This window comes from Paraburkholderia sp. BR10872 (genome assembly GCF_040965835.1).
GTDB lineage: Bacteria > Pseudomonadota > Gammaproteobacteria > Burkholderiales > Burkholderiaceae > Paraburkholderia > Paraburkholderia nodosa_A.
In genome coordinates this window covers 32,859-53,896 of record NZ_JBFRCN010000057.1, presented here as the reverse complement: position 1 = coordinate 53,896, position 21,038 = coordinate 32,859, and the positions used below count along the sequence as shown (strand labels likewise).

Here is a 21,038-nt window from a genome sequence, read left to right as displayed (position 1 = left end):
CATCGACTAGCACGGAGGACAGAATCAGGTGAAAGGCGATACGTACAAGCACCTCATCGCCGAGTTGCAAAAGTTGAACCGGCGCATTGAGAGTGCGAGGCAGGACGAACGGCAAAACGTTTTGCGGGAGATTCGTGAGAAGATGACCGAGTGGGATATTACTTCGAACGAGCTCCGGCGATATCGACGTGGCACGTACCACATGAAGCCGGTTCTCGCGAAGTACCGAGACCCGGCCACTGGCCGCGAGTGGAGCGGCCGGGGCCGTGAACCGGCCTGGATCGCTGGCAAGGATCGCAGTCTGTTCCTCATCGAGAGCGACGATGCACCAGCCGGCACGCTGCGGGCCGTTCGCGCTGGTTAACTCTCTCTCGGCCTGCGCTACGTCGAGCCTCGTTGCGAGTCTCTGGCCAGGTGCGGCCGCACGTAGGCGCCCGCCGCGCGGAGTTCATCTCGGTTTCGGTTTGTGCCTGTGGCCGTTTCCCTGATTCGCCGTCCTGTCACGCACAATAGCTAACCCGCTACGGCCATCAAGGGCCGCGCGGAGCTGCGACGCGTCGAGCAGGGACTGTGCGAGACGCTCGGAATTCCGAGCGCGGTAGGATGATATCCTGAGCAGGGATGATCGCGTCCTTTTTGACTGAAGCGTAAGTGGCGGATGAAGCAGCTGCTAGTTCGAGGCAGAGCCGGCCATCGACGGTGAGATTTTTTGACAGTCGCAGGGTGAACCTTTGCAAGATAATCTGCAACGCCAATTTATGGTAAGACGAAACGCTTCAACAGCGTGTTAGACGCTCAATGGCCCCGGCTACCGGGCGAGGGATAACCGACAGGGCGGCGCAGACAATCAAGCGACGCCCGAAGGGATCTGTCAGATTTTTAGTTGCGGAGGTCATAAGACTACTAAGATTTCGGAAAGTGCTCTGCATGACTACATGAAAAGTCTTGTTTTCGTGCCGTTTGGCACGAAAACCCGCAGCGTGCTCATGCAACATGCATTACTCTCCGCGGTATGTAGCCACCTGCTCCATCAGTTGGCGCTCCGAGCGAACGCTGTAAAGCATCCAGACTAGCATGGCTCGCAGCAACTTCCCTGGCGCGACGCTCGACCGTCCAAGCGTGGTCAAGTTCATCTTTTCCATGTGTTCCATTGGATACCAAATAAGGTGCTTTTTCAACGATACAATGGACTAAAAGGGGCATCAATATGATCGAAGTATCCAGAAGAAATAACCATTTATATAAAGCGAATTGGTGCTGCTAGGATTTGTGCCTCATCGTCACTGAGCCGTGTATGAGCGAAGAATCGGATTCCGTCCGCGTAAATCGTAGTGCAAGTGGGCCCGCGCCTATCATGGCCATCGCGTCGATGTGCAGCGTACAGCTTGGTGCCGCGTTGCCGCGGCCCGTGATGGCACAATATGGTACGTTCAGCACGACTTGGGTGCGCCTTTGTTTCGCGGGCGTGGTACCGTCAATCGTGGTGCGACCGCCGCTTCAACCTTCTCCGGCGGCGCTGGATCGCCGCCATCGTCCTCGGTAGTGCGATGGCGGGCATGACGCTGTGCTACTTCGAAGCCGTCCGGCGCGTGCGTGTCACTCGGTCTTGCAGTCGCCATCAGCTTTCTCGGGCCGCTCTCCTTCGGTCGGTAGCCGCAAGTTCCGCATGCAGTGTGGCCCGTGCTTGCGCTGGCCGGCGTCCTGCCGCTTGCGCAGCAGGACGGCATGTAGGTCCCCTGGTTCGGGGCGCTCGTGTTTCCGATCGGGTCTGCGAGAAATCGTCAAGAATGGTGTATGCGGGTCGGTGGCATGATCAGGCGGCCAGCGCTTGATGGCCAGCATCGGATGTGGCCGTCAGACATAGGCCCACGCCAGCAGACTGTATCTTGGCATCGAACGCGACGGCCCGCTGCCGACGACGGTGTGGAACCGCTTCGTCGAATGGTAATCGGACCGCTATAACAAGACGGTCACTGAGGCCGCGGGCCGCGCCTTTTGTCTCGACACCGTCAAGGGTTCGCTGGAAAGAAACCTCGATCTTCTGCATGACTTGATCCAGCGCACGAGCGATTCTGGCATCTCCCGCTAAGGGGGCGATTAGCATGGTTTGATCAAAACGTGCAAATCGCATGAGGGCAAAGACGCAAAACGGTAGCGCTGGAACGGAACTTCCTGCACTTCGGCTCGGGCAGTGGCGGCGAAAGGGTTGCCGCAATCTACGCGCTGGTCGCCACGGCCAAGCTGAACGGCCTCGACCCCGAAGCTCTGCGCTACGTCATTGCATGTATCGCCGATCATCCAGTCAGTCGCGTCGGCGAACTGCTTCCGTGGGTAATTGCCGATCATCTCAAGAACGACCACGCCTGAGAATCCTCAAGCACTCACCGGTGTCAAGAACGGCCTGCACCGTACGCTTACGCGAGGACTGGAGGCGGCCACATCACTCGGTGGTGACGGCGAAGTTTTTGGACGCGAAAGACAGGCCACTAGGCGACGACGTGATCTCGAAGCCGTACTGAACCTCACCAAGCACGACGTCATCGAAATAATTCCGCGACTTGAGGTAATTCATGAACGCCAGCACGTCGAGCGTGGTGTGGTCGGTCTTTGTTGTGCGAAGAAACGAATAGACCGTGTTACGGCCGTTGCTGCCCACGTAGACATTCCAGGTACCACCCGACAGCGGGACATCTTTCTGAATTGGGATCGCACAGCCGGAGAACGTCCAGTTCGCGGAAATCGGTTTGACGTTGCCGCAGCCATCAGGCAATCCGGTATAGTTGAGCCAGACCATGATTTCGTGCGCATTGTTTCCGGCCCAGATATCGAAGGTCGATTCCCAAGCGCCGCCGTAAGGCGTGGTCGATGAGACGACAGCGGTCAGCGAGTTAAGCGAACTGAGTGGCTTGTTGACCGCGTATCCGATGTGCGGATAAGACTTGATGTGGCCGGTGTCGGGTTGTTTTGAAGAGACGCCCCAGTCAACGTTGCTCTTGGCCCAGATCGTCTGCTTGCCTGCGGCGACACCTTGGCAGGGCGCCCAAACGTCATTGTTGAACGTATAGCTACCGTAGGAGCTAGAAGCAAAAAGGAGATCGGCCGGATAGCAGGACGAGGCTTCGGGCGAAGTTGCAGACCAGCCATCGGCCTGTGCTTCTGCACTGCAAACCATCAAAACTGTGGCGGCACAGCCGGCGAGGAATGGCGTTCGCGGCATAAGGTTGCTGTCTCCTATACAGTGGATGATGTCAGTCGAGATTGGTCTCTCTTGGCTTTTAGGGGATATGAGCGGTAACTTTGCGGAACTATCATTCACTCATCCTGTTGCCACTTTTGACCGCCGGTCGGAACCAGCGGCGTTGGTCAAACGGGAACAGAACGTAGTCGCGAACCGTATGCGGTTCCGGTTGGTTGCGAAGACCCACTTCCGGCCATTCCTCTTTATCCGGCCAGTATGCCGTGCGAAAAACCGTGTCCCAGATGGTGGTGAAGAACCCATAGTTTTGGTGCCGGTGATGCGACTCCATTGAGTGGTGAATGCGGTGAAACTGGTTATCGCCGATGATGTATCGGAGCGGCCCGAGATTCACGCGCGTGCTAGAGTGAGAAAGATGTGCCTGAAAACTAATTAGCGTCATGGCAATCGCGGGCACGACACCGGAATTGAAGTGGATTAGCGCGAGTGGCAGTGCTACAAACACCGCGTAAACAAGCGGTTCGGAAATGTGATGATTACAGTTCCACGCGGTCAGCTCGCGGATCGAGTGATGAGTGGCATGCAAGCGCCACAGGAGCGGAATTGCGTGCTGTGCGCGGTGCATCCAGTAGTAAAAGAAGTCGCCGGCAATTGCAACCAGGACGCCAGAAAGAACCGCCATAAACACGCCGACAATCGTGTTGCCGGAATGGAACAACGCCCCAAAATCGACTGTCAGGAGTGGTTTCACCCCTAGCCACTGCAGCCCCATAGCGTAAAGGTGCCAGATTAATGCACCACAACCAATGCGGATTATCCAGTTCCGCACGCCTCGAATGTATGACGCAAAACTGTAGCGGTAGGCCGGATAGATCAGCTCGAGTACGACGCAGACGTTAGCGAACACCATCACGAGCTCTAATGAGCTCACGAAGAACCGGGCCATCTGATCAATATCGACAACGTGCATTCATTTGCTCCGGCGAATCGGCGCTCTATGCGCGAGCCTAGATTAAAGCGGTAATCGTCAGGCAGCCGCCTTACAGCTGTCGCTTCACCGGTCCGAAACTATTTGGTCCGGCGCGTCCTATAAATACCGATTCGGCATGCCATTCGATGTGAGGGTGGTAGTGCGCGGGTTGCACCTAGCAGATCAAGCAACATCAGTACCGTAGTACTTCAAACCATATCAAACTATAACCGTGACGACTGCACGGTAAGTTTTAGTATGCATCGCTTCGCGCCATTGCGAAAATCAATTGTTTGGATAGGAAACATTCGTATTCTAAATGCCGTTTTCGCTTCCGTCGTAAGTACTGGCGGCATTCAGCCACAGCTGACTTGCCGCAGGAGTTGATTGCCACACTGTTCACCGATCCTGCTCTTCTGCGGATAGGACGGCAATCTCATCGCGGCCGACCGTCCTTCCTATGCCGTCACAGTTGGGTTGGCGCGGCACGAAACCCACAGCAGCGAGTCCGTCTCTCAAGGACATCTGGGCACTAGGAGACGCGAGAAACCACAGCTGGCATTCAACGATTTGACTTCCCTGCCTGATGCACCGATATCGCCCTACATCATAGTTGAGCGGATGGGCAAGTGCGGAAGAGCCAACGGCCGTTCGGTGAAGGGGCCTGTATGGTCCAGCGACGTGGTGTCCTCGGGGCGGAAATGTCCAAAGTCCCGGTGCCGGACTGACAACGTGACAACGCCGACGATTAGCGGCTGATAGTGCAGTCTGGTTCTATGTGCGCGTAAGCGATCAGGTCTGGCTAATTGCGCATCGTCAGATGCCTCGATTTTACTAAAACTTTCTGAGGGATTTTGATGGCGCAGAACGGTCCTCTTCGAGGCGCCATTGCGCGCGACCGTCCGCTCAAATCTTCCGTGAGGAACGGACCGTGTCACGTCGGAAACAGATATCTGACAACCTCTTGTCTAGTCTCTTCCACTCCTATTACGTCAGTAATCAGTCCATCAGCCTTTAAAAGATTAGGATTCTGGATCTCGTCAGATAGCTTCCGCATCGTGTCTTTAATAGCGCCTTCAGCACCAGACATCAGTTTGCCCATCGTGTCCGGGCTAAAAACGCCGATGTGTGCGTGCGGATACGCCAGCACGGCTATTGGATCGAATCCGGGGCCGCTCATCGCATACACACCGCCGGTGTAGGCTTTTCGGACGACAAGGAGTAGCTTAGGTACGTGGCATCTGACATGTGCTCTGAACAACTCCGCTGCTGCCAAAAATATACCGCTACTTTCAGCTTCCCTGCCTATCATGAACCCGGGAACGTCGGCAAGGAAGATGATTGGCATGCTGGTCTTTGCAGCTATGTTTATCATTTTTGCCATCTTGGCCGCGGATTTCCGGTGGATGGCGCCGCTGTTGAATCGCGGGTTGTTTGCCACGATTGCCGCGAAATGTCCCTTAATGCGCGCATAGCCCGTCAATGCTTCTCGTGCGTATTCGGCGTTTGTTTCAGTGAAGCTGCCTTTGTCCACAAAAGAAAGCAGCAAATGATGCATGTCATAGGGGGTGCGATGATTGGACGGAATCAAATTTTCAAAATCGACTGCGTCGGGTTCCTCATATTCAAGCGTGGTCGACGGTGTGCCTTTGACGAGGCAGCGTAGAAAATCTCTTACGCATTCAAACAAATGGCGTTCATCTTTGAACGCGAGCTGAACTGACCCCGAGCCCCGGCAGTGAACGTCTGTTCCGCCAAGCGAATGAAGATCCGACTGCTCAGCCAGCATCGCCTTCACCATATCCGGACGGCCCATACATAGAGCCCCTTTCTCAGTCATCAAAACCAGATCGGCGAGCATGATCGGAAGAGCCAACGGGCCTGACGTCGGTCCTAGTATTGCTGAGATCAGCAGATTGGCTTCTGCTAACTCTGCGAGCGACGCGCTGACCCTGCCCATCCCTGCTGGAGACAAAAGCAATCTCGACATATCTGATGAAATTACTTTCGTTGTATCGAAACTGCCCACCTCTCCCGGATGATCCTGAATGTATATCAACGGAGCCCGCTGGTCCCGGGCCTGATTCACAGTGCTTATGATTTGCTCGGCAGTACGCCATTGTCCGGTTCCATTGAACATACAGTCTTGTCCACGATTCATGACCAGAAATGACTTGACCGAATTGATTAGTCCCTCGCCGCAGAGGAAGTGGGCGTCCGCTCTTGGATCATGTTCGACAAAGCTACCCGCATCAAAAAGCATGCCAACTCTTTGCAACGAAATCTGCATGAACTGTTTACCTCCTGGCAGTGCGTGAGCGTTTGGAAGTCCAGCGCCAGCGCGATTGAGAGTCGCGTACGCTACGAAGCAAGAATCTCCTCCACAGCGGCCGCCATCAGAAGGAGCCGGCGGTCTTGGCCACGTGCGGCATCAAGGCTCAATCCCACGGGTAATGCATCGTTCGGCGCCACAGGCAAGGTAATGGAGGGCATTGCGACATTGCTTGCGAGGTCGGTGTTGCGTATTACGTCTGCGAACAGTCCCGGACGCTGTGCATCGCTAACGTGAGGAGTGCTGCGCGGGACAGTGGGATAAGCTAGAAAATCGATCCATCGAGCGTTGAGCAGCGCATTCATTTGTAGCCGCAAGTCGTTAATGTTCTGCACTGCGGCGGAATAGTCTTTCGCGGAAATCAAACTTCCGTCAAGGTGTTGATGAATGATGCTCCTCACGCACTTGTCATGGATGTTGTCGAACACAGCATTAACCCTGCTTCCCCATCCAAACGAGAGCAGTGCGCGCGGAAAGTCCGTAAAAAATTCGTAAACTGGAATAGTAAAAGTGCCGAACTTATTTAATTCTGAAACAACAGCGTCATCGAGGTCGACGCACTGAAAGCCTGCACGAGTGAGACGCCTGATCGCCTGCCAGGAATGCTTCCGAACATCATCATCCAAGTCGTTCCACATGGAGCTTGGAAGACCGATTCGACAGCGAGTATTTGTTTGTTTTGGCGGGCTTTGGCTATCGGAGCTCAGCAAGTCGTATAGAAACAATGCGTCTTTTGCCGAACGCGTCAGGAGGCCCGGTGAATCCTTCGTGCGTGAAACCGGAATGATCCCGGATGAAGACCACCGGCCACTTGTTGGTCTGAAACCGACTATGCCGCAAAAGGCTGCGGGTATCCTCACCGAGCCGCCAGTGTCGGTTCCGATCGCCATCGGGACAATACCGGCTGCCACAGCTGCGGCGGAGCCGCCGCTGCTTCCGCCGGCCAAATGGCCCGGAGCCGCCGGATTGCCCACGGTTCCCCAATGGGGATTGACGGACGTGATTCCAAAGCTCAGTTCATGCATGTTGTTCTTGCCGGCGACGACGGCACCGAGGGATTTGAGCTTTCTGACCACAAGTGCGTCGCGTGTGGCTATACAATCTACCATGCCCGGTGTCCCGGCGGTTACAGGGAGTCCCTTGACGCAAATATTGTCTTTTGTAGAAAAAGGAATGCCGTAGAGTGGCGCGCCTCGCAGATTGTCCCTCGCCCTCGCGAAGTGAGCCTCCGGACTGCGAGCACGTATGAAGCAGTTTAGATGTGTCTGGTTAGCGTCTGCGTTCAGTGCGCGATCCCGGATCTCTTCCGCTGTAACTGCTCCAGACCTTATGACGTCGCGAAGTGATTCAAGAGTGTTGTGAAAATGCATGAAATTTTGCAAGTGGGAGGTCGGGGAGTGCGATATTAGTAGCTGTAGGCACTGCGTATATCGTCAAGAGGGTTGCCAGGCAAAAGATCACCCCCGACGCTACGTATAACGGCGCATGCGCTGTTGATCGCTGTCTGCACGGCTCCCTCAACCCACCCACCGGTGAAAGAACAGCCGCATCCTGCCAAGTAGAGTCCTGTATCGCTTGCTGGATCGTTTGCCGTCTGAAATTGAAAAAAAAGACGCTGCGAATAGACGTCCTCGCCGGGGTAGTTGAGCTTGAAGGCGCCGGACGAATGCGGGTCGGTCAGCCAGTCATGATGGAGGACGCAGCGTTCATAGTCCTTATCTGCAGGGACGAGGTGACGCGCAAGTTCTGGATGGAAGGTTGACAGGTCGTCGACGAAGCACTCGCATCGCTCTTTTTTGTCCGAAACGCTCAGCAACTTATGAGCGTCGTCCTCCCAAGTGTAGCTGAGCAAAACCACACCCCGACCATCTGGGTTGTGAGGTTCGTAGTCAAGGCAGTATACGCCTCGTGCGAAGCTGTCAGACTGGATGGTTATGGGCAGTTTCTTGTTTATCCAGAACTTGTCTCGGGTGAGCATGAAGAGTTTTGACGATCCGGTCAGATGAGTTTCTCTGACTGCTCTGGATACGTCGCGGCTGAGAAACGTTTCATCATCTGTCAAGCAATGAACCATCTGCATCGCCCTGTTGTTGCTGGTGACGATCACCCGGTCAAAGGTCGCAATTTCGTTATCGTCAGTCACGATCTTGATCTCTGAACCTTCTTTGTAGATGCGACCGACGCCGCTGAAGCGAACTCGTTCGGAAACGGTGTTGCCATAAATATTCTCGCCTGCAATGCGTTCAGCCAGTGTTGAAATTCCGCACGAGATGAGGCGTTGATCGTCCATGTAACCGTTAATGACGAGACGCAAAATTTCAGTGAATCCGGCCTGATAGACAGGGAGAAAACCACCTGAGCCAATCCCAAGGGACCCAAACAGTTCGAAGTCGTACGGCCTTTCCCAAGCGGTACCTCCAGGCGGGCAAGGACCCGTGAAAATGGTGACGATGGCGGCATAGAACGAGCTGTCGCGAAATAAATCCAGCCATGTTTGCCACGCGGTGCGTGCTTCGTTCAAGCGCTGCGATTTTAACATGGCAGTAATTTCGGCTGGCGCGACGAGAGCTGTGCCATTGATCACGCATCCATCCTGCAAAAGAGCTCTCCACCCTTCGTGTACACGCCTGAATAGAGGCGGCGGTGGATTTCCGGCCGGCCAGATATGGCGGACGCCGCGATAATGCAGCTCCGTATCAACGACTCCAGGATCGGGGAACGATGCTGTGGTGGGAATATCATACCGGTCAAGGTAATGAAAAAGACCGGTCGAACTTGGGGGAAACCGCATTGCGCCCATTTCGGCGATGAGATGTGGGTGCTCTGAATCAAACGCCTGTGACCACAACCTGCCGCCAATACGATCGCGAGCTTCAAACACAGTGACGTCGCATACACCTGCTCGCATCAGTTCGTTCGCGGCCAGAAGGCCGCTGATGCCAGCTCCCACAATAGCAACGCGTGGACTTGCGATATTCGAGGAGAGAGTTCCGATGGCCCCTACAGATGCGCCCCGGTCCAAAAACGGAGCATAGTCATACAGTAGATCGACGGTCGTCGATGGTACTTTTGAAGATGCGACGCAGTTTTTCATGGATTCCTCTCCTGTAATGGCAATGCATCGACGCGAAAGACGATGATGGCGGGAAGTGACGCACGAATCTCGATAGAACGGGGCGAGATCCTATATTTCGTTTCCGATAACGTGTTGCTCGTCAGTAGAAAATGCCGCGCCGGAATGTCTATGCAATCGACGATAGCAATCTGCTGTAGCGAAATCAAGCAAGTAAAATTGATGTCTGTAGCAATCTGGAAGCGGGCTATGGATAGTTGTGCCGATAGTGTGAAAATGGAGATGCTATACCTGAGGTCCGACAATGTGCTCTGGGTCAACCTTAAGGGCGCTGACAACGATGGTCTTTTCATCGGGTCAGAAACCTCGTCGCGCCCGCGCGTTTGCGAGGGTCACGGCGCCAGCACCTTGATCTAGGTGCCATTGCAAGCGTTTGACGCTTCGTCGTCCTCTTGTCCATCTCATTGCCTGTGAGCTCAAGAGCGCTCGAGGAGCACGACCGGTGGACCTTCCAGCGTTGGCTTCCCTAACTGCAAAAGGGTGGGTTAGGCGTGCTCGACGAAATCCAATGCCAAGCAGCGCATCGCTCGTCCTCGCACGGCAATCATGCTGACGCACGGGTGCCGGGGAGTGTGTATTTTGAATAGACGAAGACATCGCTACTGCACAGTTGAACAACCAGGTTATGACTGGTCTTTTGGCGTCCCCTGATGATTTGCACCCAGCAACATATACATCGCCGGTACCACGAACAGTGTGAACGCAGTGCCGATCGATAGTCCGGTGAAGATCACCAGACCCATTGCGTTGCGGCCTGCTGCGCCCGCGCCCGAGGCGACGACTAAGGGCAGTACGCCGAGCACCATGGCGACCGTCGTCATGAGGATCGGGCGCAAGCGTGCACCTGCCGCTTCCTCCAAGGCTTCTCGCTTGCCGCGGCCCACGCGCTGAAGCTGGTTCGCGAACTGCACGACAAGAATCGCATGTTTGCTGACGAGTCCCATGAGCGTGACAAGTCCAATCTGCGTATAGATATTGAGCGTCGAAAAGCCGGCATTGATGAAGACGAGAGCACCGAAGAGCGCCATCGGGACGGACACCAAAATGACCAGGGCATCGCGGAAGCTTTCGAATTGCGCTGAAAGCGCAAGAAACACGATAATCGTCGCGAACATGAGCGTGACCGAGGAGTTACCGGACTCTTGCATGAACTGGCGCGATAGCCCTGCGTAGTCGGTGTTGTAACCTGCCGGAGCTGCTTCGTTCGTGGACTGACGAAGGAAGTCGAGAACTTCGCCCTGGGAGACGCTAGGTGAGATCACAGCGGAGATCGTTGCCGCATTGAGTTGCTGGAACCGATTGATCGATTCAGGGACGACTGCTTGCTTCAGGTGCGCAACCGTCGATGCCGGAATCATGCTGCCGTCCGGCGTGCGCAAGTAATAGTCGAGTACCTGTGACGGATTCAGTCGATCTATTTGCTGGACTTGCGGAATCACCTTGTATGAGCGGCCAGCGATCGAGAAATAGCTTGCGTAGTTACCGCCGAGTGCAGCGCCTAGCGCCTGTCCTACATCGCTTTGCGTGAGGCCGAGTGACGCGATTTTGTCGCGGTCAACTATGACGACCGTTTCTGGCTTGTCGATCCTTAGATCGCTATCAATAAAGAGAAACATGCCACTTGCACGCGCTTTCTGGAGTACGGCTTTCGTCACCTGGTCGAGATTCTCGAAGGGCTCTGTCGTGCTGATCACGAATTGCACGGGGAAACCTTGTGCGCCCGGCAAAGGCGGGAACTGGAACGCGGCGACACGAGCACCAGCAATGCCATTCCACCTCTGCTGGAGCTCCTGCTGTAGTTCGGTTGCGCCTCTTTTCCGCTTGTCCCAAGTCTTGAAGAGAACGCCACCGAAGCCCTGATTCAATGTTGGCAGGCCAGTTAGCTGAAACAGCTGGGCATATTCGGGCAAGCGCTTCGACATTTCTAACACCTGATCGGCGTATGTCTGCATTTGCTGGACTGTGGCATTCGGCGGCCCCTGGATCAGCGATAGGACGATGCCTTGGTCCTCCTGCGGCGCAAGCTCTGCCTGCGAAGTCGAAAAGAGATAAACGGTTCCGCAAAGCAGCATAACTCCCATGACGACGAACACGGAAGATGTGTCGAGGGCCGCATGCAAGAGCCGCGCATAGCCGGCATGCACACGATCCAGCTGTCGATTGACGAAAACGGCGAAACGCCCGGACTCGTGCACATTTTGGAAAATGCGCGAGCACATCATCGGCGACAGGGTTAGCGCAATCACGCCTGACACCGCGACGGCGCTCGCAAGGGTGAACGCAAATTCAGTGAAAAGGGTGCCTGTCAGGCCGCTCTGAAAGCCGATAGGCAGATATGCGGCGATCAGCACGGCGGTCATTGCCAGAATCGGGCCGCCAAGCTCGCGCGCGGCAGTTAGCGCGGCTTCCATGGGAGACTTGCCTTCATTCATGTGGCGGTCGACGTTCTCGACGACTATGATCGCATCGTCGACCACCAGCCCAATCGCGAGCACCATCGCGAGTAACGTCAACAGATTGATCGAGTAACCGAGCAACTGCATCATGGAGAACGTGCCAATCAGCGAAAGCGGCATCGCGACCACGGGTACGATGACGGCGCGCAAACGACCGAAGAAGAGGAAGATAACGGCCGTGACAATCAGCAACGTCTCGACGAGCGTCTTCACTACTTCATCAATCGCGCTGTTGATGAAGTCTGTCGCGTCGTAGACGATATCACCAGCCATCCCCGTCGGGAACTGCTTCTGCAGATCGGGAAACACGGATTTAACGCGTCTGGCCACATCGAGCACGTTTGCGTCAGGCGCTACCTTAATTCCGATAAATACAGAACGCTTGCCGCCAAATGCGACGCTGGAATCATAATTGTCCGCGCCTAGCACGACATTGGCAACGTCCTCGAGACGCACGATCACTCCGTTCTTTTGTTTGACAGCCAGTTTCTGAAAGTCCTCCACCGAACGGACGTCGGTACGCGCGTTTAGACTGACGCTGGTCATCTGGCCTTTTGTTGTGCCGAGTGTCGCGAGGTAGTTATTGTTGTTGAGTGCTGTGTAGACATCAGAAGCAGTGACATTGTGCGCTGCGAGCTTGGTTGAATCTAGCCATGCGCGCAATGCGAACTGGCGACCGCCCAGTACTTCCGCGGTCTGCACGCCCTGAATGGAGTCGAGCTTCGGCTTCACAACGCGCAGCAGATAGTCGGTGACATTGTTGGGCGGCAGCACGTCGCTGTAGAAGCCCATATACATCGCGTCGGTGGTCTGGCCCACCTGCATCGTCAGCACCGGCTGCTGGGCCTCGCGCGGCAACTGGTTACGCACAGACGCTATCTGTGTATTGATCTCGGTGAGTGCGCGGTTCGGATCATAATTCATGCGTAGCGTCGCGTTGATCGTCGACACGCCCGTGCTGCTTTTCGACGACATGTAGTCAATGCCCTGCACCTGAGCGATGGCGGCTTCTAGCGGCTGCGTGATAAACCCAGCCATTGTGTCGGCGCTCGCACCGTAATAGGAAGTGGTAAGCGTGACTACGCCCGTCTGGGTTTGAGGATATTCACTGACCTTCAGCGTGGAGAGCGAACGCAAGCCTAGTACGAGGATCAGCACGCTCAGTACTGACGCGAGGACTGGCCGGTTGAGAAAAATGTCGGTGAATTTCATTGGGAGGCCTCTCACTCCTCCTGAGGCGTCGGAGCAGGACTGTCCGCAGGCAGCACACGATTATTGATGATGAGCGGTGTGCCGTTCTGTAGCTTGAGCTGACCGCTCGTGACGACCTGCGCGCCTTCGTCGAGACCCCTCAGGATCGCCACCTGATCCCCGCGCGTGGGTCCCGGCGTCACGAATACCTGTTGCGCCACCGGCATTGTTTTACCGTGCGCGTTTTTTTGCTCGCGCCGTCTAATGACGAATACCGTTGCACCGTACGCATTGTGCGCGATCGCGGTTTGCGGCAAGGTCAGATAGCGCTGCTCGCTACCCACATCTATCTTCACGTTCGCGTACATGCCGGGCAACAGCTTGCGCTCGTGGTTGTCCAGGACCGCTTCGATCTGAACGTTGCGGGTTGTGCTGTCCACGCGCGGATTTATCGCGCGGACTTGGCCACCGAAGCTAAGGCTCGCAAATGTGCTTGTATTTACGGAGACGTGCTGTCCGGCCTCGAGTTGCGCCAGTTGTTCCTGGGGTAGGTGAAAGTCGACGTAAATGGGATCGACGACTTGCAGGGTAACAATTGCGTCCCCCGGGTTGATGTACTGGCCGGGATTAACGGTGGTGATCCCCACGCGTCCTGCGAAAGGTGCGCGAATGGTTTTCTTGGCGACGAGGGCAGCTTGCTGTTCGACTTGCGCCCGTCTGCTCTTCAGTTCGGCTGTGTCGGCATCCAACTGGGCTTTTGAAATGGCCTGTATGTCATACTGTGCCTTGTCGCGCGTGTAAACCGTTTGCGAAAGGTCCGCGGCAGCTTTTAGCGATGCGAGCTGTGCGCGATCAGAGTCGGCGTTGAGGCGCAGGAGAACCTGTCCGGCCTTCACCTCCTCACCGGAACTGAATTCGAGCTCGCGCACGAGGCCTGCGACTTCTGTCGTCACGTCGACGCCGCGCACCGCGCGTAGGCTGCCCGTGGCGGAAAGCTGCGGCTGCCAAGTCTGATAGCTGACCACAGCTGACGTGACCGTGGCGGCGGCCATGCCATCGCGCATCATGAACTTTTTAATCATATGCGCTTTGTAAAGATTGAAGCCGATCAGCGTGCCGAGTAGACTGCCCACGCAGATCAGCATGATGGTCATCCGTTTTCCTGTTAGTCTTTTCATCGTCATCGTAGTGTCCTTGCACGGCAAACTCACGAGGCACAAGCGTCTTTGGCGCGCTACCCGTGAAACGTATGCGGCGGCAGCAATCGTCATGAGCAGTCACTGGGAGCGGGCGCCGGCGTTTGCATGCCCAGCATGCCCCTTCTCGTCATACGCCGTGTCATTCCACCAACCGCCACCCAGTGCCTGGAATAAAGCAGCTGTATCTGCATAGCGAGCTGCTTGCGCCTGCGCGAGATTCACGACGGCCTGCTGATATTGGCGCTGTGCGTCGAGCAGCGACAGATAGCTGACTCCGCCGACTCGAAACTGTCCGCGCGCCACATCCAGTGAACTGCTAGCCGCGCGCCAGGCGTCGGTTTGGGCGGCAAGAGCAGCCGCGTCGTGATCGAGTGCGCGCAACGTGTCCGCCACATCTTCGAATGCGAGCAGCACGACTTGCCGATATCGCGCGTTGGCCTCGTCAAAGGCGGCTTCCGCCGCTCTTTTTTTTGCGGTCAATTGCCCACCATGGAATATTGGTTGCGTGAGTCCCGCGCCGATGTTCCAGATCATGTCGGCATACTTCAGCATGCCAGCCGGCGTTAAAGACTGTGGGCCGTAATTCGCGGAGAGCATGAGTTGTGGATAGAGGTTTGCCGTGGCGACACCGACCTCGGCGCTCGCCTGGTGCAGCACGGCATCAGCGGCCAAAATATCCGGCCGCTGCCGGACCAGCGAGGAAGGCAGACTGACCGGCAAGGTTTGCGGTAGTGTGAACATCGACATCGTGAATTCGGACACACCTGCTTCGCTCGGTAATCTGCCCGAAAGCACGGCAAGCTGGTGTCGAGTCCGATCGAGCGACTGCCGCAGCAGCGGTAGCGTCGCCCGTGTTTGCGCGACTAACGTCTCTTGCGAGAGCACGGCAATCCGGTCCGCACCGCCGAATTCGAATTGCTTGCGCAAAACGCCAAGCTGCGTCTCCTCGTCGGCTACGATGTTCTCGGTCGCGCTGATCTGCTCACGCAGCGACGCTTCCTTGACGGCAGTCGTCACGATGTTTGCCGACAGTGCTAGGTAGGCGCCTTGCAGCTGAAAGCGCTCAAAATCGACCTGCGCGCCCTGCGATTCGAGCTCGCGCCGAACTGCACCAAACAGATCCAGATCATACGAAACACTTACCGACGTGTTGTATAGAGTCAGTATTTTGTTGATGTTGGGCTGCCCCAACGTCGCGCCGTTCAGCTTCTCCCGTATCGCGTTGAGCTTGATATCGACAGACGGGGAGAGTGCGCTGCCTGCTTGTGCGCTCATATTCTCGGCGGCCTGGCGTAGCGCGGCACTGGCTGCTGCGATCGTTGGGCTATTTTTAAGTGCTCCGCTTATCAGCGTGTTGAGCGGCTCGCAGCGATAGAGCGTCCACCATTGAGCGGGCAGGTCGCCGCCGGCCGCAAACCGCTGCTCGAGACCCGCCTCGCCCTGCGACGAAGCCGTGCGATCAGGTAAAGGCGTTGCTGTGTAATGCTGAGTCGCGGGTGGCGCTGGCGTGTGGTATTCGGGGCCGACCGTGCAGCCGGCCAGCGAGCCGAGGAGTGGAAACACTACAGCGATTACTGCGGCACGCGTGACAACCCGGCCTGTTGTGCAGTGAAAAGCTACCGCGCTGGATTGCGGATGCAAACGTGCACGACCGGAGCCGCATTGGACCTCGTCATTCATCTATCTACCTGGCTTGCGAGCGATGGGTGTTCTCAATTGTTGGATGCAGAACTCCTCCAGTTTCAACGGTGTTGCTGCGAGCGTGTATGCAATCACGAATGATGGTAACGGTCTGAACTGCGGAGCCAATTCAGGACCATATCGGCACCTTCGTCGATGGACTTGCAACATGTGTCGATGAAGACGTCCGGATCCGTCGGCGCCTCATACGGGGAGTCGATGCCGGTGAAGCGCTGGATTGCGCCGCGCCTTGCCAGCCGATACAACCCTTTAGGGTCACGGGCTTCCGCCGCGGCTAAACTCGCGTGGACATGGATTTCGGCGAAGTTACGGCGGCCCGCCGTAGAGCGGGCGAGTTCCCTATCGCGGCGGAACGGCGAGATGAGACATACCAAAACTACGATGCCGGCGTCGGCCATTAATTTTGCGACCTCTGCGACGCGCCGTACGTTCTCGTGACGGTCTGCATCGGTAAAGCCAAGGTCTTTGCATAGACCGAGCCTGACGGAGTCGCCGTCAAGAATGTAGGTGAGTCGGCCAGCTGTATGGAGACGCGCCTCCACGGTGTCAGCAATAGCCGACTTTCCCGCGGCTGATAGGCCGGTAAACCAGAGAATGGCCGGCGTTTGCCGAAGCAAGCGTGCTCTTGCCTCCGGGGGAACCCGGAAGCCGTGCGCATACAACTCTGAAGTGGAAGGCTCATTCGCCATACTTGCCTACTTAGATCGGTCCGGTCGGGGCATGAGCTAGCGCTCACTTGTTGCGGCATTGCGGTGAAGATCCAAAGTCATGCGAGTCCAAAAGAGACCGGCTCATCGACTGACGCCGAAATCTCGTCTCTGCATGTCTTGGTAAATAGAAGACCATTGCACCAAACGTGTTCGACACGTCCCCATTCACACGCCGACGCAGCATCGGGAAAAAAGCCTCGTCCCAGGTGGTTGGCGCTGGTGTTGCACAGCAAGGGAAGGCCTGTGAGCTTCTCGTATTCGATTAGCAGCTGCGCAACAGGGTGTTCGGATGACCTTGCAATGGTCTGCAACCGCGCAGAACCGTCGAGATGCACGACGGCAGGTATCTTGTCCCGCCATTCGTCGCGTGTTTGATGATCGAACAGCATGTAGGGGTCTGGAGTGCCGGGGAGAAATACAGCAGGCGCCCGGTCTTCAAGACATATAGGTGCCACAGGACGGAAATATTCCCGATGCTTGACATCGTTGAGAAGAGCCTTCATGCTCGGCGAAGTCGCAGCGGCGAGAATACTTCTCGCCCCAAGTGCTCGTGGGCCCAGCTCGGCGCGTCCGGCAAGGAAAACGACGGGTCTATTTTCGGCGAGAATATGTGCAAGTTCAGCTAAGGAACAAGGCGACGCAGACCAGCCGGGCACTCGGGTGCCCGTTTTCATTGCGGGGCCGCTATATACCGACCACTCTAACGGCATGAAGCCCTCGTTCGCGGCTATCGCGCAGCATGCGGTACCGATCGCCGAACCGCTGTCGTTCGGAAAGGGCGGAATCCAGGTAGCATCGAACAAGCCACTTGTGCGTAATGCACTGTTCCATTTGATATTGAGCCCGCATCCGCCGGATATGCACAGGTTGCGCGGCCCGGGAATACAATGCTGCCGCAGGGCCTTCTCCATTTCGCGGACGAGTAGGCGTTCAAGGAAAGTATGGAAAGAGGCGAGTACGTCTTCGGGAGGTTTAGCTTGCAGGTCCGGCACGCATGCGTGGAAGAAATCGCGTATCGCTGCGAGCGATGTACTCGGAAGGTGGAGATTCTGGCGATAGTTTCGCGCGAGTTCTGTGTCGCCTGCGAAGCGTTCCAGGTAAAGGTGACGAAATATATCAATGATGTCTTCGTCGACTGACCCCAGCGCGATGTACGCCATTAGCTTGCCAGCCACTCCCAGGTCCCACTCAGCACCCGCCGCCTTTGCGTACGGCCCGAAATGATGTCCGGCCGCTGCATACATTTGACCGATGATGGGGAACAGCTGGTCAATGAGCCGCACGTCGTCGCGTCCTACATGGTACAACCGTGGCACCATGCCGCCATCCCACACTAGGCATAACGCAGGTTGCCCTAGTTGTGCGAATGGACTCGTGCAGTATGCGGCGGCGACATGGCCGGACACGTGAGGGTAGCTCCTGTATCGATATGACTTGCCGCCGATCAGCAGCCCAGTGCCGTCGACCGAAGCCAGAAGATCGCCGTTTCTTCGTTCCGTATAGGGGGCACCCTCGAGGACGATTGGGGTGGGGCCGCTCAGCGCCTGGAACTTTGACGTCACTTCGCCGTCCCAGCCGTCTATCACAAATTCGTCGATGTCGTCTGTCTGTAGACCGTGCTCGGCTAATGCGGTTTCAATTGCATCGAGGTTCCATATAGCGTGATATCTCGGATTGTTGTCCCGCTTCTCCTGTTCGATGCAAAAAAGGAGCTTTCCATCTTCGACAACGGCGATCGCTCCGTCGTGTGTCAGCTTGAGGCCACAGATGCGCATGGTATCTTTCACCCTAGCGAGGTAAATCTGATTGATGGGAAAAATGCACTGCGTTCTGGAAGCGTGCGAGCAGGCAATCCTCGTTGGACGACTGGCCGACGCACTCGACTCGCTCAATCTCGGTGAACCGTTCGTTTAGCATCTTCAGCACCGTTTCGGCACCAGCAATATGTCCCCAGCGTCGACAATTGGCGTCACGTGCTGAACCGAATATCAACTGGCCCTCAGGCGCGAGTACGCATGCCAGATTGCGGATAGCATCTCGCACTTCGGCGATGTCGGCGAGATAGTAGAAAACCTCCGCGACTACGATCAGTTCGAACCGCTCTGCGCTAGAAAAGTGCTGGACGTCTGCAACGATCCAGTTCACGTTCGGCGGGTAATTTAAGCGCTTGCGTGTTCTCGCAAGCGCTTGCGGCATCACATCCATCACGGTGAGCCGCCCACAGTATGGCGCCAATTTCTCTGTGAACGCGCCCCCCGCACAACCAACCTCAAGGGCATGGGCAACGGGGCCTTTAGAGAGGGATAATCGAAGCATGTGCATATGACGCTCATGCTCGAACGGATTACTGTCCAGTTGCCACGGGTCGTCCGCGTCCAACTCCCGTCGCAGCAAGTCAAAATGCGTTACGGTTTTCAATTTAGTTACCCGAGAGTGTGCGTTCTAATCTCGTTGCAGGACAGATCGAGCCGCTGACCGCATGTCCGGTACAGATGCAGGCGAGTCATAGCTCAGGGCCATTGCGTTCGATTTCAGTCCCGTGCGGCCACTCACTCATAGCCCTATCAATTGGCAAAATCACCGCCAGTACATCTTCAACACGTGTTGCCGGCAAATCGAGGTGAACGTTGGGAAGCGTTGAACGGACGCGAACTCCTGGAATGATCGTTCCCATTCCATGTCGACACAACCTCGTGAAGTGGTTCTTCAAAGCATGGCGGACGGTGCCAAATGCGAATGGCACGCGAAGCTCCTGCAATACAGGATACATCGCGCGAATGGATTGGCTGATTCCGAGCCCCTCGAGGTCTGGCCGCACTCCATACAGACCCAGTTCCGCCACCAGCACATCGGTTGTGCCAACCTTGATGAAGCGGCGCAACGAACCCATGTGCGCCGCCACACCTTGCGAATCGTAGGCAATTGCGCGGAGTTCGGGCCTCGCCCCGGCCCAACTTCGACCGCCATCGAACGGCTTAGCATTGAACGGTCCGGTCGGGCCATACGTCGTCCGAAAAAACTGGGCCAATTCGAGATGATCGGAAAGCTGGAGCTCATTTTCCCAGCACAGTTTCCACTGCACCTTTGAAGACATGGAAAGATACCTTGTTCAATTGCGTCTACGCGCAACCAGTGGCGTGCGATTACCCAGGAGGTGGAAGCCTCGCGTTCGGGATGTTGCGCCAGTAGGGAACGCAAGATCGTAAAATTAGTCTTTCGATAGCAGACTTGTTTGAAGGATAGATTTGGTGCTGCTTCTATGGAAATGAACATGGGCGAACATGGATCCTGCCATTACAGGAAAGTCCACCTCTCGCTGTTTCAAAAAATCTCTCATGCTTCCCGCCACTGAAGTGACATTTCAACTCGTCGAAGTTGAGTACGGTCTGCTCCAGAGGCCGTATTTCCTGCCTTTGAAGAACTGTCCTGTGAGAGCAGGGATGCATGGAAGTCCCAAGGTACGTCTGTACCGCTTCCATGCATCCGGCGGGATCATCGAGGAGGTTTTCATAGTCTATTGAAAGCAGATTCTCTGGCGCGAAAGAGTCGACGACTTGACGATGAAAATCGTCTGCAGCTTTGAAGTAGGCTTCGCACAATTCAATGGTCAACGCGACCTGAGGAGGCGGAGCTGATCCATTGTCCGAACCGTACTTCAGCCATTCACCACTTTGTCTCGCTTGCACCAGAGATCGCAGCGATTCCAGCGTATTCCTGCGGACTACAAGCATTGCCTTCAGGCATGGCCACCGTGCCAATTCCTCAAAGAATCCTGGGCGTTCCAGAAATTGCGGCTGATTGATCTTGCAACCGATATGCGTGGCGTGTGCCTTTCCCTTTTGGACCGGATAGCGAAGATAGGCAAGCTCGAGAAGTTCCAGATTGCTGCACCTGAGCCGGTTGGTATCAGGCCAATTGGTGTCATAGGTGTTGAGCAACTCGCCATTGCTCAAGACGCTCGGATGAGCATTCAGCAGTTCTTCCAGATAGTGAGTGCCGGTTCTGGGCATCCCGAGAATCACGAATGGCTGAGTTTTCGGCATCAAGTGGGTCATGGCGTGCATTTCATTAGGTTGAAAGCGGTGGTTCGGGTGTAGCCCCAGTCTGACGCTTGTCACAAGACTGCTGCTGAGGCGCAACGCCGTCGGCA

Annotated in this window: 15 protein-coding genes and 2 pseudogenes; 2 read left to right on the top strand and 15 right to left on the bottom strand. The window is 56.0% G+C overall.

From position 1 onward, the window contains the following. Positions 1-28: 28 nt before the first annotated feature. The gene (locus tag AB4Y43_RS32875; protein ID WP_069268313.1) at positions 29-364 is read left to right on the top strand and encodes an H-NS family nucleoid-associated regulatory protein; all 336 of its coding nucleotides are present in this window, start codon (positions 29-31) and stop codon (positions 362-364) included. A gap of 655 nt (positions 365-1,019) precedes the next feature. Here the strand turns inward: AB4Y43_RS32875 and AB4Y43_RS32870 are convergent. Both AB4Y43_RS32870 and AB4Y43_RS32865 read right to left on the bottom strand, forming a co-directional pair. Next, a pseudogene (locus tag AB4Y43_RS32870) lies at positions 1,020-1,115 on the bottom strand (transposase); the annotation flags it as partial. Between the two features lie 698 nt (positions 1,116-1,813). Beyond that, on the bottom strand, positions 1,814-2,047 hold the full coding sequence (locus AB4Y43_RS32865) for a hypothetical protein (protein ID WP_176732985.1): 234 nt from the start codon (positions 2,045-2,047) through the stop codon (positions 1,814-1,816). Between the two features lie 116 nt (positions 2,048-2,163). On the opposite strand from AB4Y43_RS32865, the pseudogene AB4Y43_RS32860 reads away from it, so the two are divergent. Further along, positions 2,164-2,367, top strand: a pseudogene (locus AB4Y43_RS32860) (transposase domain-containing protein); the annotation flags it as partial. Positions 2,368-2,440: 73 nt separating this feature from the next. Here AB4Y43_RS32860 and AB4Y43_RS32855 read toward each other — a convergent pair. From AB4Y43_RS32855 to AB4Y43_RS32795, 13 genes are all read right to left on the bottom strand, one after another. Beyond that, positions 2,441-3,217 (bottom strand): glycosyl hydrolase, encoded by a 777-nt coding sequence (locus AB4Y43_RS32855; protein WP_069268316.1) that lies wholly within the window; start codon positions 3,215-3,217, stop codon positions 2,441-2,443. 91 nt (positions 3,218-3,308) lie between these two features. Next, positions 3,309-4,166 carry a sterol desaturase family protein gene (locus tag AB4Y43_RS32850; RefSeq protein ID WP_069268317.1) on the bottom strand — a complete coding sequence of 286 codons (858 nt, stop codon included), beginning with the start codon at positions 4,164-4,166 and terminating at the stop codon, positions 3,309-3,311. Positions 4,167-5,100: 934 nt separating this feature from the next. Beyond that, the gene (locus tag AB4Y43_RS32845; protein ID WP_069268318.1) at positions 5,101-6,456 is read right to left on the bottom strand and encodes a carboxyl transferase domain-containing protein; all 1,356 of its coding nucleotides are present in this window, start codon (positions 6,454-6,456) and stop codon (positions 5,101-5,103) included. 71 nt (positions 6,457-6,527) lie between these two features. Beyond that, positions 6,528-7,868 (bottom strand): amidase family protein, encoded by a 1,341-nt coding sequence (locus tag AB4Y43_RS32840; protein WP_368619622.1) that lies wholly within the window; start codon positions 7,866-7,868, stop codon positions 6,528-6,530. A gap of 35 nt (positions 7,869-7,903) precedes the next feature. Next, positions 7,904-9,592: an NAD(P)/FAD-dependent oxidoreductase gene (locus AB4Y43_RS32835; protein WP_368619621.1), complete on the bottom strand. Its 1,689-nt coding sequence runs from the start codon at positions 9,590-9,592 to the stop codon at positions 7,904-7,906. Positions 9,593-10,254: 662 nt separating this feature from the next. Beyond that, a complete protein-coding gene (locus tag AB4Y43_RS32830; RefSeq protein ID WP_368729680.1) occupies positions 10,255-13,299 on the bottom strand; it encodes an efflux RND transporter permease subunit in 3,045 nt (1,014 codons plus the stop codon). Positions 13,300-13,310: 11 nt separating this feature from the next. After that, positions 13,311-14,462 carry an efflux RND transporter periplasmic adaptor subunit gene (locus AB4Y43_RS32825; protein ID WP_069268323.1) on the bottom strand — a complete coding sequence of 384 codons (1,152 nt, stop codon included), beginning with the start codon at positions 14,460-14,462 and terminating at the stop codon, positions 13,311-13,313. A gap of 93 nt (positions 14,463-14,555) precedes the next feature. Continuing rightward, complete coding sequence (locus AB4Y43_RS32820; RefSeq protein WP_368729679.1) at positions 14,556-16,157, bottom strand: efflux transporter outer membrane subunit; 1,602 nt, start codon at positions 16,155-16,157, stop codon at positions 14,556-14,558. 92 nt (positions 16,158-16,249) lie between these two features. Further along, positions 16,250-16,867, bottom strand: coding sequence for an adenylyl-sulfate kinase (cysC, locus tag AB4Y43_RS32815; protein WP_368619618.1), 618 nt, complete (start codon positions 16,865-16,867; stop codon positions 16,250-16,252). 77 nt (positions 16,868-16,944) lie between these two features. Beyond that, positions 16,945-18,675 carry a nodulation protein NodU gene (gene nodU, locus AB4Y43_RS32810; RefSeq protein WP_305120852.1) on the bottom strand — a complete coding sequence of 577 codons (1,731 nt, stop codon included), beginning with the start codon at positions 18,673-18,675 and terminating at the stop codon, positions 16,945-16,947. A gap of 1 nt (position 18,676) precedes the next feature. Next, positions 18,677-19,306 carry a nodulation methyltransferase NodS gene (nodS, locus tag AB4Y43_RS32805; protein WP_069268326.1) on the bottom strand — a complete coding sequence of 210 codons (630 nt, stop codon included), beginning with the start codon at positions 19,304-19,306 and terminating at the stop codon, positions 18,677-18,679. An 85-nt stretch (positions 19,307-19,391) separates the two neighbouring features. Further along, positions 19,392-19,982 carry a NodA family N-acyltransferase gene (locus AB4Y43_RS32800; RefSeq protein ID WP_342922752.1) on the bottom strand — a complete coding sequence of 197 codons (591 nt, stop codon included), beginning with the start codon at positions 19,980-19,982 and terminating at the stop codon, positions 19,392-19,394. Positions 19,983-20,145: 163 nt separating this feature from the next. Then, the gene (locus AB4Y43_RS32795; protein ID WP_368729678.1) at positions 20,146-20,943 is read right to left on the bottom strand and encodes a sulfotransferase; all 798 of its coding nucleotides are present in this window, start codon (positions 20,941-20,943) and stop codon (positions 20,146-20,148) included. Between the last annotated feature and the right edge of the window lie 95 nt (positions 20,944-21,038).

Coding starts and splice junctions, on each gene's coding strand:
- AB4Y43_RS32865 (WP_176732985.1), bottom strand. CDS start 2,047: ATGCAGAAGATCGAGGTTTCTTTCCAGCGAACCCTTGACGGTGTCGAG.
- AB4Y43_RS32855 (WP_069268316.1), bottom strand. CDS start 3,217: ATGCCGCGAACGCCATTCCTCGCCGGCTGTGCCGCCACAGTTTTGATG.
- AB4Y43_RS32850 (WP_069268317.1), bottom strand. CDS start 4,166: ATGCACGTTGTCGATATTGATCAGATGGCCCGGTTCTTCGTGAGCTCA.
- AB4Y43_RS32845 (WP_069268318.1), bottom strand. CDS start 6,456: ATGCAGATTTCGTTGCAAAGAGTTGGCATGCTTTTTGATGCGGGTAGC.
- AB4Y43_RS32840 (WP_368619622.1), bottom strand. CDS start 7,868: ATGCATTTTCACAACACTCTTGAATCACTTCGCGACGTCATAAGGTCT.
- AB4Y43_RS32835 (WP_368619621.1), bottom strand. CDS start 9,592: ATGAAAAACTGCGTCGCATCTTCAAAAGTACCATCGACGACCGTCGAT.
- AB4Y43_RS32830 (WP_368729680.1), bottom strand. CDS start 13,299: ATGAAATTCACCGACATTTTTCTCAACCGGCCAGTCCTCGCGTCAGTA.
- AB4Y43_RS32825 (WP_069268323.1), bottom strand. CDS start 14,462: ATGACGATGAAAAGACTAACAGGAAAACGGATGACCATCATGCTGATC.
- AB4Y43_RS32820 (WP_368729679.1), bottom strand. CDS start 16,157: ATGAATGACGAGGTCCAATGCGGCTCCGGTCGTGCACGTTTGCATCCG.
- cysC (WP_368619618.1), bottom strand. CDS start 16,867: ATGGCGAATGAGCCTTCCACTTCAGAGTTGTATGCGCACGGCTTCCGG.
- AB4Y43_RS32800 (WP_342922752.1), bottom strand. CDS start 19,982: ATGTCTTCAAAGGTGCAGTGGAAACTGTGCTGGGAAAATGAGCTCCAG.
- AB4Y43_RS32795 (WP_368729678.1), bottom strand. CDS start 20,943: ATGACCCACTTGATGCCGAAAACTCAGCCATTCGTGATTCTCGGGATG.